Origin of the sequence: Chitinophaga sp. RAB17, from assembly GCF_052114225.1 — a bacterium.
Taxonomy (GTDB): Bacteria; Bacteroidota; Bacteroidia; order Chitinophagales; family Chitinophagaceae; genus Chitinophaga.
The window spans coordinates 1-12986 of sequence record NZ_JBFREI010000010.1 but is presented as its reverse complement, the minus strand read 5'-3'; the positions used below and the strand labels follow the sequence as shown (position 1 = coordinate 12986).

The window sequence follows — 12986 nt, the reverse complement described above, 5'->3', positions numbered from 1 at the left end:
ATGCAAAAAGACAATTCCCCCACCCTACTAAAGTATAACATTAACACAGACCCTCCGAACGTGCATATCAGCGGCGATAACAATCCGGCTACGGCCAAAATTATTATACAGGTAACGGCCGATCCAAATGTTTTATGTAAGGATATTTCTATTGAAGTACCTATTGGAGATGGCGCCACAGATATGTATGTAACAAGTCCATTGCCCACTTCATCCTGTAATAATTCAGACTGGGTTCCCAGTAATGAATTTATTCCAGGTATGGGAGGAGACAGTAATGACGGCAATGACTCCACCTTTCTTTATAAACATACTAATGACGGCTACGCAGTAGACTCAGATGTCACATTTACCATCAACGGCACAGTTAATGACCAGGCTGGTATTGCGCAAATAACGATAAGAGAATTTTCAACAACAATTGATGACGGTAACTATCAAATCAGACCCATGACACATAATATTACCAAAGCAGGAGAAGACGCATTCTATTTGAATAGCGCAGTAATCGTTTACATAGATACACCAGATGTACCTGCTGGATTGTTAGACAGATACAGGGGCTTTCAGTTAAACTGGCAAAGCAATGGGACGGGCTTTAAGTTGTATATAGGTGGCACCGGAGGTCAGCCAATAGATCTGGGCACTCAAAGTTATTACAAGGTGAGTGCTGGTCTAGCCATTGATACCACTTACATTATCCAGGCGCAAAAAGGCGGTGATTACCTATATCTTGAATATACCGCCAGTGTAAATACTCCGGATGCCAGCTTTACTAGCATATCTGCCAATAAAGCCACCGACTTATCTCAGGGGAGTACAAAAATTTTAAGTAATCAGCAAATCCTTGCACGGAGCACCCAGGTTGATCCTTCATATTGGTACGCAACTACCGATGGTTTTGTAATTGCAAATATTTTCCCGGTCACCCAGTCTGATCTTCTTCTTACAAACGAAATCACCATAGCCACCATTGTTGTCAACAGTATCAGTTTCACCACCTCCTCTATTGCAGATAGTATAGGCTTGGCATATAACAGTCTCTCTATTCCAGTGAGGCAGGGAGACTCATTCTCCTGTTTTTCTAGTGACTCCAATGCCGGCCCCGGGATGACTGCCACATTCATATGGGTAGGGCTAGGCACCGGGCTGCCCAGCCCTACGGTTGGAAGTGAAAGTGATAAGCAGCTTGTTCAAAAAATAAAAGATGATATGAAAGCGATACAGCATAAGCGTAAACAAAAAGCAGCAGACTTCATCACGGCCTTTGAAAGCGCCTTCGATAGGAAATTATCAGGAGATGTAAAAGAGCAATTAATTAAAAAACTGCTATAGTAATACTTTCATGAAGAACAGAGATCAGGAATCTTCCCCCTTATTACAGTATACTATATCCACCAATCCTTCTCCTGTAAATATTAGTAGTGGTAATAATACAGTTACTGCTCAGATCATCATACAGGTAGGTGCTGACCAGGATGTTTTGTGCAAGTATATATCCATTGGGGTACCTGTTGGAGATGGCAGTGACGATATGTATTCGGTAAGTCCACTTGCTACATCATCGTGTGATAATCCGGACTGGGAGATCAGTACTGATAATATTCATGGGATGACCGATGAAAACGGGAGTACAAAAAATTTTCTGTACAAACATATCAGTGATGATATGACTGTTAGTACAGATGTCACTTTCACCATTAATGGTACTGTTAACAGCGAAAGCGGGACAGCCACCATTCAAATAAATGAATATGCTATGGGGATAAATGATGACAACTATATGAAAAGACAAAAATCACAAGACATTGCCAAAGCTGCAGAAGAATCATTCTTCCTTAACAGTTTAGTACTTGAGTATCTTGATACACCAGGTGTTCCTGTGACTTTGATAGATAAGACAAGAGGAGTACAACTGATATGGCAAAGTAATGGCGACTACTTCAAAGTCTATTCAGGATCCGGTTTAGATCCTGTTTATAAAGGGAGTGGAAAATCATATGCAATGCCAGAAGGATTAACATCAGATCTTGCTTTGATTGTAGAAGCTGATAAAGATGGAGATGTATTGTATCAGGAATATGTGATCAAAGTATCTTCTCCAATGCTAACGGTGAGTACATTAGAAATAAATGAATCATTGGTAGGGTCAGTAGGTATGTTTACCTCCAACCAGATGTTTTTTCAAGGCTGGCCGGCATCAGGTTATTTTACACCTACCTCAGATGGATTCGTGACCTTTCAGATTAGTGCAAGTGACTTGCCTTTTGGAGGAATGATATTTGTACGCCTTTGCTTATCAGAAACATTTGGCTACACCTTTACAACATTTTCATCGACACAAAATTCTACTCAGAATAGCATGACGGTCCCCGTTCAAAAAGGAGTGCCTTTTTGGTTGGTAGCCGGGCAAGTCGGTGAAAATGCAACTTACGGATTTAATGCCAGCTGGATACCATTAGGGCAAGGAACCATACAGTCCGGAGGCAGTCCTGAAGCTATAGCAAAACTTAAAACATTTAGTGAGCAGCTAAATAAAGATATAATATCATATCAAAGAGCTCAAAAACAAAAAGCTACAGACTTCATCACCGCGCTTGAAAACGCCTTTGACAAAACGCTAAAAGAGGAAGTAAAAGAACGACTAATTGAAAAATATCTATAAGAAAGTTTACATTTTCAATTCCCCCCAAAAATCACCCCCTCAAAACAATCATCATGAACAAAGATCAATTACAACCACCCCTACTCAATTACGATGTAAAAACAAAACCAACGAATGTTATCGTCAGTCAAAGTAACAACCCTTCCAAAGCAGATATTCTTGTAACAATACTCCCCAATACGGATGTAAAGTGTCAATATATTTCCGTGGTAGTACCACTTGGTGAGCAAAGCAGTGATTTATTCATAAAAGATCCAATGCCAACAGCCAGGAGCAGTAACAGCGACTGGGAACCAAGTCATGCCAATGTGGTGGGCATGGGACAAGATGCAGGCAATGATTATCAAATGTACCTGTTCAAACATACTGCAGAGGATATGACTGTTGATTCAGCAGTTACCTTTACGGTTTCCGGAACCGTAAATCAAAAAACAGGTAAGGCCGCTATTGAGGTAAGAGAAATGTCGTGCCAACAGGCCGAAAGCAATTTTGTAGTACGGGGAAAATCTTATGACATTACTAAAACAGGCGATGAAGCCTTCTTCCTTAACAATGTAGTAATGGTTTACACCGATACTCCGGGTATTCCTGCACCATTTTTAGACAAAAGCAGATCATTGCAATTGAAGTGGCAAAGTAACGGACAATATTATCGCGTATACGATGGCACCAAAACAGATCCCATCAACCAGGGAACCAACCCCTGGTATGATATCACGGCCGGATTAACAACCGACACTGCTTTTATTATTGAAGCCACATCAGGAGAACAAATATTATATCAGGAATATGTAGCACGGGTTAGTTCACCGGATCTTACCGTAGATCATCTGACCGCCAAAAATACGGTAACAGGTTTGGCCGGCTTCTTTACCGATAGCTTAAACTCGGCGGGTAAAACATTTATTACCGATGCAGCCATAACAACACTATCCGCTACCGGATCAACGGATCTTACCAAAGGAACGATAACGGCCTTTGGCAGCGAGTCAAAATTAGCAACAGGTCAATATATAGTAGGCAAAAGTTATAAAGCCGTTTCCGATGGTTTTGTAATCGCATCCATAACGCCTTCTTACTCCTCGCCGGAAGAAGGTAGTATATATGTAGTAAATGTGACCTATGAAAACAATATTTATAGTGCATCAGGCGCCAGAACAAGATTTGGACAAGAGTGTAATACCGTTACCGTACCTATTCGTAAAGATGGTGTATTCACTATATCAGCAGACCGTCAGGACGGTGCAAGCAATAATGTTGACGGAACCGCTACTTTTTATTGGATGGGATTGGGAAACGGAATACCGGTAGAACAATCACAGAAAAGCGAAGGAAATCAATTTTCAGAAAAATTGAAAGCAGATTTCAAAGCACATCAAAATGCCCGTCAGTTAAAGGCATTGAGCTTTGTTACCGCGCTCGAAAAAGCTTTTGAAAAACCCTTACAGGACAAGGTAAAAGAAGAACTGATTGAAAATCTTTTAAAGTTATAACTATGGCAAATCCTCCTATCGTTGATATTCCATTACTAAAATATGCTACCAGTACGCAACCAGACGCTTTGGTGATCAATGAACCACTGGATCCTCAAAGATCCAAAGTAATCATTAATATTCCTGCCACTCCCGGCGTAAAATGTAAAATGATCAGTGTAGCCATTCCCCTTGGAGAAGCGCCTGATACACTTTTTTCTGTGCAGCCACCACCCTCCTGCAGCGTAAACAATACTGACTGGACGCTCAGTAATAATAATGTAATAGGGCATCTGGGCGGCATGAATGATGATGAGCCAGACGATGCCGGGAACTTTTTAATTGAGCATCTGTCTGATGACAAAATTGTTAATACTCCCCTGACTATTACCATTGAAGGTTCCGTAAATAGCCTTATCGGGACAGTCATCATTAAAATAACAGAACTATCCACCGCGGTGGACAGTGACACCTACCAGGTCAGACAGTCTTACAAGCAGCTTACTAAATCAGGGGAACCTGCCTTCTACCTGAATAGTTTTGTAGCATTAAATCCTGATATCGCAGGGCATCCGGTATCAGCCATGCCCAAAATGAAACCATTTCAAATGGAATGGCAAAGTAATGGCGATACTTTCAGGATTTTTATGGATGGAAGTACCGCCCCTCTTACTACTACCTCCAATAAATATTATCATTTCCCAAGAGGTTTGGTAAGAGATGCCAATTTTATATTAGAAGCCAGTAAAGATGGTAAAATATTATACCAACAACTGTCCGTAACCTGTGCGGACAGCGATTTCAGCGGAGGTTACATCCATGCTGCAAACGATGTTATCATAGAAGGGTATACGACCTTTAACGGGCAGCTCACTATGCAACAACCCATGAACTGCAATGGCAGTTCCACTTTTCATGATACCATGTATGTTGACAAACTACAGATTAATGACACGTCAATAGCAGTACAAAAGCTTACCTGTGCAAGAGGATTAGATGTATTTCAAACTACCACCCTGCAAGGAACTACGATTAATGGAAACCTTACAGTAACAGGACATGTTACAGCAAATGGAGGAGTAAACAGATCTACAGATAAAGCGACAATAGCAGCATCCTTCATTGAAACTTTGGAGGCAGCATTAGAAAATAATTTTTCTTTAGCCCTCAAAAAACAGCTCACAGAGATACTTACTCAGCTATAGTATTTTTTTCCTCACAAATAACCACTATCAAATGATCAACACAGATGCGACGGATGTATACATCCGCAGTTTTGTAGCACGCGACCCCAATGGAACGTTGGTTCCGGTTACTGAATTTCCTTCCAATACCTCCTTTACCCTTTCCTGGGGAAGCAATGGCACCTTCTACCGGGTTTATGAAAAAGCCAATCCTACGCCGGTTTATGAGGGCAAGGACTTTTACTTTGAGATGAAAGGCATCACTTCAGATACCACCTTTACACTCATCGCTTACCTGGGGCAACTGATTGCTTTCAGTTCACTTACCATTACGGTGGGCAATCCCATATTAAGCCCTGATAGTATGGAGGTTTACAATGATGCAAGAATTAATGGTACACTGAATGCCCGACAAATCACCAGTGACAGTGTACGTACTTCCTTCCTGACAGTACAGGATTTCAGCTCCCTGTCAAGAGTAAGTATCACCGACAACCTTACTTTACCAGGAACTATCTATTCTCCCAGTAGCACCATTACCGGAGACCTGGGCATAAACGGGAAACTACACTGTATAGACAGCTTTAATACAAGCAATGCCAACGCATATCTGTTTGGTAAAAGCAGTCGTGCAAATATCAATGAAACTTCCCCTGCCGGCATTATTAATGTTGCCCCGGCTGATGGTTTCTTATTAGCGATGGTACCTCCGCCGGCTTATATTGGCTCAGGCGTTACATTTGGTCCTGTGTATGATAATGCCAGTGTAGGCATTTGGTTTGAAGGCGCTACCTGCTGGTATATTGCAACGGGCGCTTATGTAAAAACAGCCAACGGTAATGGAACTGATGGAGGCCAGTGGATGTGTAATCCACTTTGTATTCCGCTTAAAAGAGGTACCCGCTGGATGTATAAGTTAAGTAATGACAAACTGAATAAACAGAAAATCCCGGGGCTCCTTACGTGGGTGCCAATCGGGCTTTCTGATACCATCATCAATAACAATAGCAATAATACAAACGCTACTGAAGACATAATGATTCCCGATTTTCCGGAAACAGCCTCACCATCCGCTACCCTACAGCAAAACAAAAAGAATAAAGCGGCTGTATTTTTGAATTCACTTGAAAAAGTAATAGGTAAAACCATTACCTCGGAAGAAAAACATATGCTGGCAGAACAATTAATGGATCTATAATTTTCGTATAGCCAAAGCTATCTGATTTGCAGTGGTAAGCCAATGCCATTGGCCCGATGCTGCCTCTTATCACGGCCAAAGTCGCAATTGCCACAAATAAGGAAGGTTGTAAGTCAAATACTTACAACCTTCCTTACCGCCCGGAACTGGATTCCTTAAGGTGTGTCAAATGCTATTATTTACCAGGCGATTTCTCCATCTTCGTTGAAAAACTTCCCGGTTGGGCCATCATTCTCAATAGTTGCATACTTTATAATTGCACTTGTACCCTGTTCAACTGTCTTTTCGCCACTATAATTATTAAATTCAGTCGCAGTAAACCCGGGGCAAACACAATTCACCTTAAAATTTGTATCCTTAAGTTCAAAGGCTAACATAACAGTATATGCATTTAATGCAGTCTTTGAAGGGCCGTAAGCCGAAGGTTTCACGGAATAGAATTTCCAGGTTGGATCGCCGTGTTTTGTCAGAGAAGATAATTCGGTGCTTACATTTACAATTCTTGGTGCTGTTGATTTTTTCAACAGCTCAATAAACGCTTGTATTATTTGTATTGGCCCGAAAAAGTTAGATTCAAAAACCTCTTTTAATGTTTCAATAGACACTTTAAGCGAAGGTTGCGGAAACCCGCCACTGATGCCGGCATTATTTATTAAGACATCTAATTGTTTGGTTTTATTTTCAAGTTCCTGTTTGGCTGATTTAATAGAGTGGATGTTTGTTATATCCAATTCAATACAATCCACATTCGAATAACCTAATGCTTTTAATTTTTTAATGGCTTCAAGCCCTTTGACTTTATCCCGGCAGCCCAGGTAAACAAAATATCCAAGTGCCGCCAATTGCTTTGATGTTTCAAAACCTATTCCTCTGTTTGCTCCGGTTACTAATGCTGTTTTCATTTTTATATAATTTTATGAAATGCAAAAGTAGGTTCGGCAAAATAGGTTAAGATGGACTATTCACTCTAATTACCTGACAAATCCTGAATGTCTGCTAAATAATCGCTAATGCTTTTTTTGGTAATCTTTTTAAAAAGTCTGGAGAAATAGTCGGGGTCACTAAAACCAAGTTCATAAGCCAGTTCTTTAATTGAAAGTTTGGAATAATGTAATTTACGTTGTGCTTCCAACATCAAACTCATGGTAATATATTCTTTTGGCGAAACACCTGAAAACTCTTTTACAATATTGTAAAGATTATTTGTTGTTACAGAAAGATTTCTGGCAATAGTATTTACAGAATGATGTTCCCTCAAATTAGCTTCAACAGCCACTTTAAATTCAATGTACTTAGAAAGCTTCTGAGGCATTAAATTCTCTGTTACCACATTTCTAAAATAGGCATAATTGATCTCAGTCATAAGTGAATTAAGATACGCCAAAATAACCTCCCCATCTTTGGGACCCTTTTTCGAATTCAATATGTTATCCAGAATTTCAAAAAGTGCTTTCACGCGCGATTTTGAAGTATTGTCAAATGAAATAATTTGTGAATTTAGTGGATTGATTAAAAAAGAAAATGTTTTTGGAAGTAAAGACAAACAGTTATGGTCAAAACTCATTTTAAAACACTTCATGTTTTTCTTCGGCTGTGCAGGTGCAGTATGAATTTGGTTGGGTAAAATAAAAAATAGTTGTCCATCYGTAATTGTCAGATCTTTTAAATCAACCTTATGAGTTACTGAACCGCTTTCCATGAAAACGAAAAAATAATTCGCTTTCCGATGCGGTCGCCTTAGCTTTTTCATCAGTTCGGCAGGCAAATCATTATTTGAATTAGAACTTACCCTGATCGCAAGCTTGTCGTGAAGTTTAATTTGTTCAATCAGTCCTTTTGTTTCCTGCATGACGTCTATTTAAATAATTAAACCTTATTATGTTTACTCCTGAACGTATCCTCATGTATTCGTGTTGAATTGTACCATCTCCCGCTATCTCATTTGTCCATATACCAACACCRGGATAAGAAAATATATGCGCTGGACGCGGGGCTTCCCGAAAATAAAAATGGACAAACCAAGAGTAATCTCGATTTGTCCACTTTCGTGCCCAGAACTGGATTCCCATTTTACTGGTTATGAGTAACTTATAAATAAAATGTATCAAATTTGTGTCGTGACACATTGGATATCTCAATAAGTCACGCTTTCTCTCACTTTCTCCCTATCGTCACTAAAATAGTATAATACGATCAGTTAGAAAAGAAATTATTTAAATAATTTTCGGTCTTGAATAGGCAACATATAACCCACCTCCTTTGATTTAACCAATTTTATACGCATTCAAATAGGTACCTTTGTGCAAGTTTAATAGTATTAAGATGGATAGTAAGCATAGGTCCCAATCGTACGAAAGTGCTATAGAAACATTGCCGGAAAGCCTAAAAAAGGAAATCGGACAATTTAATGTTTTCTACATTGATTATGACAACCACGATAAAGGCTACTGCCAATCCTACAGGCGGAGAGGTTTTTATAAAATCAGTCTTTTAGAAGGCGAAACCAAACTGTTTTACGCTGATAAAACGATGACCTTTAAGCGTTATGCCCTGCTGTTCTCAAATCCCAATATTCCCTACTCCTGGGAACTTACCGGGAATAATCATACCAGCTTCTTTTGTGTGTTTACGGAAGAATTCATCCGTCAGTTTGGGATGATTAAAACATATGCTGTTTTCAAGCCTGGCAGTTACCCACTGTTTGAATTATCGGAGGAGCAATTTCGTGCATTTAAAGATATTTTCTTAGCAATGCAGCGAGAGATCGCAAGTGACTTCCTCTATAAGTACGATGTATTAAGAACAAAAGTGCTGGATCTTATTCATGCCGCCCTTAGGCTTCAACCAGTAGGAAAGCTCCCTAACAAAGAAGCCAATAGTGCACTAAGAATCACATCTCTCTTTACCGAATTGCTGGAAAGACAATTTCCAATTGAATCCACACTTCAACAAATGGAGTTGCGCAGGCCTGCCGAGTTCGCAAACCATCTTTCTATTCACGTGAATCATCTTAACCATTCCCTTAAAGAGGTTACAGGCAGGACAACATCCCAGCTAATCGCCGACAGGATCATTCGGGAAGCAAGGTCCTTACTTCAGCATACAGAGTGGAACATCGCTGAAGTAGCCTGGTGCCTGGGTTTTGAAGAGGCTTCCAATTTTATTACTTTTTTCAAAGGCAGAGAGAAGCTTTCGCCAAAATCTTATAGAAACAGTAAAATAGAATAGGAACAGGGTGCTTCTTTGATTTTAATAACTTTTGCTTTGATTCCACCAATTTAGTGATTGGGGGAACAGGTAATTTTGTTGCTACTAAAATTAAAAAGAAGCATTATGATACAAACAAAAGGTTATGCAGCGCAAAATGCGCATGATACATTAGCTCCCTGGAATTTTGAACGAAGAGAGGTTGGCGCCCATGATATACAAATAGAGATTTTATATTGCGGAGTATGTCATTCCGATCTTGCACAAATCAATAACGAATGGTTTCCCGGCATGTTCCCAATGGTTCCGGGCCATGAAATAGTTGGCCGCGTTGTTAAGGTTGGCGACCATGTTAAAGGGTTTAAGACTGGAGATCTTGCAGGTGTTGGAACAATCGTTAATTCCTGCGGTAACTGCAGTCATTGCGAAGAAGGTCTGGAACAATATTGCAAAGAAGGTGTTGTTCCCACATACAATGGCATTGATAAGTATGGAGACTTCAAACCAACTTTTGGAGGCTATTCCAACACTATTGTAACAAAAGATGCATTTGCAGTCCATATTCCAGAAAACCTTGATCTTGCCTCAACTGCACCCTTGTTATGTGCCGGCATTACTACTTATTCACCGCTGAAGCATTGGAAGATTGGAGCAGGTCATAAAGTGGCTGTACTTGGCCTGGGAGGGCTGGGACATATGGCAGTTAAATTTGCAGTAGCGCTGGGAGCTGAAGTAACTATTTTAAGTACCTCTCCTCAGAAAGAAGCAGACGCAAAAAGACTGGGCGCCCATCATTTTGTAATAACAAAAGATGCCGGGCAGATTGAAAAAGTAAAAGGGTCTTTTAATTTCATCATAGACACAGTAGCTGCAGATCACGACTTTAATTTTTATCTTTCTTTACTGGATCTGGATGGTGTGCATATCTGTGTAGGTGTTCCGGTTGAGGGAATACACCTGAATGGGGCCTTAGGGGCGTTTTCACTATTGGGGCGTCGTAAAAGCATCGTTGGCTCTGCTTGCGGGGGAATAGCGGAGACGCAGGAAATGCTGGATTTTTGTGCGCAACATGGAATAGTGGCAGATATTGAACTGATCGACATCAAAGATATTCATAGCGCTTACGACAGAATGCTAAAAGGTGATATTAAGTATCGTTTTGTAATTGATATGGCTACGCTGTAGCATAAAAAGCACATCCGTATTTTTTGAGAATCGCTAAGCTATTCAAAAACAACAGCACAATTAATACGCCGTGGCAGTGAGTTCTGAGGCGTTTTTACATGAACTTTTGAAACTGAGAATAAGAGTGAAAAAGAGTGAGTAAAAAACTTTAATAATTTTTCCCGCGCATACTGTCATGGATGACAAACCGGCTAATGCGCGTCTGACAAGATTTGGAATGAATTTGTCATTCATACTTTGATTGGAGGAATTATTAGATTGCTTTTTTCGTAAACACAAATACAGATTATTTCCCTGTTGTAGGTGATTAAATTGGGGTGTCAATAATCGTGGGAGAAAGCGCAAAAATTGATTCTTCATAGAATTAAAAGAGGCTTGTAAGTTAATACTTACAAGCCTCTTTTCGTGCACCGGAGTGTACTTTTCTCGTACCAAAGGCTACTTCCGGATAGCATGCTGTATAAGTTCAGCGAGTAGACCAAGTGAATTATTATTCTTTTCATCAGCTTAAAATGGATCATCTATATTTTATTTGCTGATGAAAAGAGAGTGCTATTGATAGGCCATTACCTGGTTGCCAGCTATGTTTTGGTAAAACCCAAACGATCAATTTCCTCATGCTGACGCATTCGAAGTATAATTGACTACGCTATTACTCCAGCACCTTCTTACGTTCAATCCTTTCCTTAGCTTCAATGAAGAGATGACGTATTTTTTTCTCCAGTTCTTTTTTAGGAGGTAGTTCTGTCCAATATTCCGCTACCACGATCCCATCTTTGTGCATTTCCAACAACTCTACTTGTTCTCGTTTGCTTTCGGCACATAAGATTAAGCCAATCGGGGATTGTTCTCCTTCTTGCTTTTCGTATTTATCCAGCCACTTTAAATACAACTCCATTTGTCCCTTGTGTTGGGCTTCGAATTTTCCAAGTTTCAGCTCAACAGCTACAAGGCGTTTTAAATTTCGATGATAAAACAAAAGATCTAAATGAAAATCTTCGCCGTCAATAATCATCCTTTTCTGACGCTCTATGAAGGCAAATCCTTTGCCCAGCTCCAATATGAAAGCCTCTAGTTCCCGAAGTATAGCTTCTTCGAGATCCTTTTCCATATAGGTATTTCGTAACCCCAGAAAGTCCAAAAAATATGGGTTTTTGAAATTGTCATTAATAGCTGGATGGTTACTGGTGTTTTGTATATTCGCAATGCCTATCCGCTCAAATGTTTTGGTTGAAATTTGTTTTCGCAAATCCCTTATACCCAACGCCTGATTAACAGCAACCTGTGCATAGAACAGTTTTGCATCCTGGTTCTTTAACGGCAATAATTCCACGAAATGCGACCAACTCAGCTGTTGTGACAGCGGTAATATAGTCTCCAGTTTTGTGAATTGCTCGGCAAATTGCATCATTCTCCTTAAATTCCTTATCTCAAAGTTTCTCCCATATTGACTCTTTAATTGTGTCGACAGTGTCGACACAATCTGTTTTGCATACTCCGCCCGCTTATTTCTAAGGATTTCATCGTTGATGCGTTTGCCAATCTGTCAGAAAAGTATCGTAAGGATACTGTTAGCATGTGAAAATACTTGCCGTTGGCTTTGCTCAATAAGCTGTGAAAGCTCATTGAATAAAGATTGTTCTATTGATGTTACATTTTTCCCATTTGCCATTATGCTTATTCTTTATCAGCAATCCAATATTTTGGGATGCAGGATTTTCATGTCAAATGAATACCCTGAAAATTAGATAACGAAAGAATGATAAGCGTTAATTGGAAGTTAATGCAGTGAGAAAATAATGCAATTGTATAGGAAAATGTGGTTCGATTTATTCGGAAAAACTCGTTTTGATGGAAGCCATTATCGAACCGCTCGACTAAACGAAGCTGTCAAGCTAATATACACGCCGGACGCTGGTTTTGATAAAAATAAAAATGGACAAACCAAGAGTAATCTCGATTTGTCCACTTTCGTGCCCAGAACTGGATTCGAACCAGCACACCCTTGCGAGCGCTGCGACCTGAACACAGTGCGTCTACCAATTTCGCCATCTGGGCAACTGATATCGTGTCAG

At 39.9% G+C, this 12986-nt stretch carries 10 protein-coding genes and 1 tRNA gene; 7 read left to right on the top strand and 4 right to left on the bottom strand.

All coding sequences use genetic code 11. The features are described 5' to 3' along the window. The 5 genes from AB4Z08_RS26845 to AB4Z08_RS26825 are packed head-to-tail and all read left to right on the top strand — an operon-like array spanning window position 1 to window position 6519. Entirely contained in the window at window positions 1-1335 is a 1335-nt protein-coding gene (locus AB4Z08_RS26845; protein WP_441576869.1) for a hypothetical protein, read from the top strand. Between the two features lie 10 nt (window positions 1336-1345). Beyond that, complete coding sequence (locus AB4Z08_RS26840) at window positions 1346-2665, top strand: hypothetical protein (RefSeq protein WP_441576868.1); 1320 nt, start codon at window positions 1346-1348, stop codon at window positions 2663-2665. A gap of 53 nt (window positions 2666-2718) precedes the next feature. Further along, window positions 2719-4158, top strand: coding sequence for a hypothetical protein (locus tag AB4Z08_RS26835; RefSeq protein WP_441576867.1), 1440 nt, complete (start codon window positions 2719-2721; stop codon window positions 4156-4158). 2 nt (window positions 4159-4160) lie between these two features. After that, the gene (locus tag AB4Z08_RS26830; RefSeq protein ID WP_441576866.1) at window positions 4161-5342 is read left to right on the top strand and encodes a hypothetical protein; all 1182 of its coding nucleotides are present in this window, start codon (window positions 4161-4163) and stop codon (window positions 5340-5342) included. A 31-nt stretch (window positions 5343-5373) separates the two neighbouring features. After that, the gene (locus AB4Z08_RS26825) at window positions 5374-6519 is read left to right on the top strand and encodes a hypothetical protein (RefSeq protein ID WP_441576865.1); all 1146 of its coding nucleotides are present in this window, start codon (window positions 5374-5376) and stop codon (window positions 6517-6519) included. Between the two features lie 179 nt (window positions 6520-6698). On the opposite strand, the gene AB4Z08_RS26820 is transcribed toward AB4Z08_RS26825, so the two are convergent. Together AB4Z08_RS26820 and AB4Z08_RS26815 are read right to left on the bottom strand one after the other, a co-directional pair. Continuing rightward, window positions 6699-7421, bottom strand: a complete 723-nt coding sequence (locus AB4Z08_RS26820) for an SDR family oxidoreductase (protein ID WP_441576864.1) — start codon at window positions 7419-7421, stop codon at window positions 6699-6701. Window positions 7422-7486: 65 nt separating this feature from the next. Then, the gene (locus AB4Z08_RS26815; protein WP_441576863.1) at window positions 7487-8368 is read right to left on the bottom strand and encodes a helix-turn-helix domain-containing protein; all 882 of its coding nucleotides are present in this window, start codon (window positions 8366-8368) and stop codon (window positions 7487-7489) included. Between the two features lie 521 nt (window positions 8369-8889). Here AB4Z08_RS26815 and AB4Z08_RS26810 point away from each other — a divergent pair. Further along, entirely contained in the window at window positions 8890-9747 is an 858-nt protein-coding gene (locus AB4Z08_RS26810) for a helix-turn-helix domain-containing protein (RefSeq protein ID WP_441576862.1), read from the top strand. Window positions 9748-9852: 105 nt separating this feature from the next. Then, entirely contained in the window at window positions 9853-10911 is a 1059-nt protein-coding gene (locus AB4Z08_RS26805; protein ID WP_441576861.1) for an NAD(P)-dependent alcohol dehydrogenase, read from the top strand. Window positions 10912-11563: 652 nt separating this feature from the next. Here AB4Z08_RS26805 and AB4Z08_RS26800 read toward each other — a convergent pair. Then, the gene (locus AB4Z08_RS26800) at window positions 11564-12454 is read right to left on the bottom strand and encodes a PDDEXK nuclease domain-containing protein (RefSeq protein ID WP_441577080.1); all 891 of its coding nucleotides are present in this window, start codon (window positions 12452-12454) and stop codon (window positions 11564-11566) included. A gap of 431 nt (window positions 12455-12885) precedes the next feature. Next, window positions 12886-12969 (bottom strand) — tRNA-Leu (locus tag AB4Z08_RS26795). Window positions 12970-12986: the final 17 nt, after the last annotated feature.

What these genes read in the sequence shown, in the direction of transcription:
- AB4Z08_RS26845 (WP_441576869.1), top strand. Translation starts at nt 1, where the DNA reads ATGCAAAAAGACAATTCCCCCACCCTACTAAAGTATAACATTAACACA.
- AB4Z08_RS26840 (WP_441576868.1), top strand. Translation starts at nt 1,346, where the DNA reads ATGAAGAACAGAGATCAGGAATCTTCCCCCTTATTACAGTATACTATA.
- AB4Z08_RS26835 (WP_441576867.1), top strand. Translation starts at nt 2,719, where the DNA reads ATGAACAAAGATCAATTACAACCACCCCTACTCAATTACGATGTAAAA.
- AB4Z08_RS26830 (WP_441576866.1), top strand. Translation starts at nt 4,161, where the DNA reads ATGGCAAATCCTCCTATCGTTGATATTCCATTACTAAAATATGCTACC.
- AB4Z08_RS26825 (WP_441576865.1), top strand. Translation starts at nt 5,374, where the DNA reads ATGATCAACACAGATGCGACGGATGTATACATCCGCAGTTTTGTAGCA.
- AB4Z08_RS26820 (WP_441576864.1), bottom strand. Translation starts at nt 7,421, where the DNA reads ATGAAAACAGCATTAGTAACCGGAGCAAACAGAGGAATAGGTTTTGAA.
- AB4Z08_RS26805 (WP_441576861.1), top strand. Translation starts at nt 9,853, where the DNA reads ATGATACAAACAAAAGGTTATGCAGCGCAAAATGCGCATGATACATTA.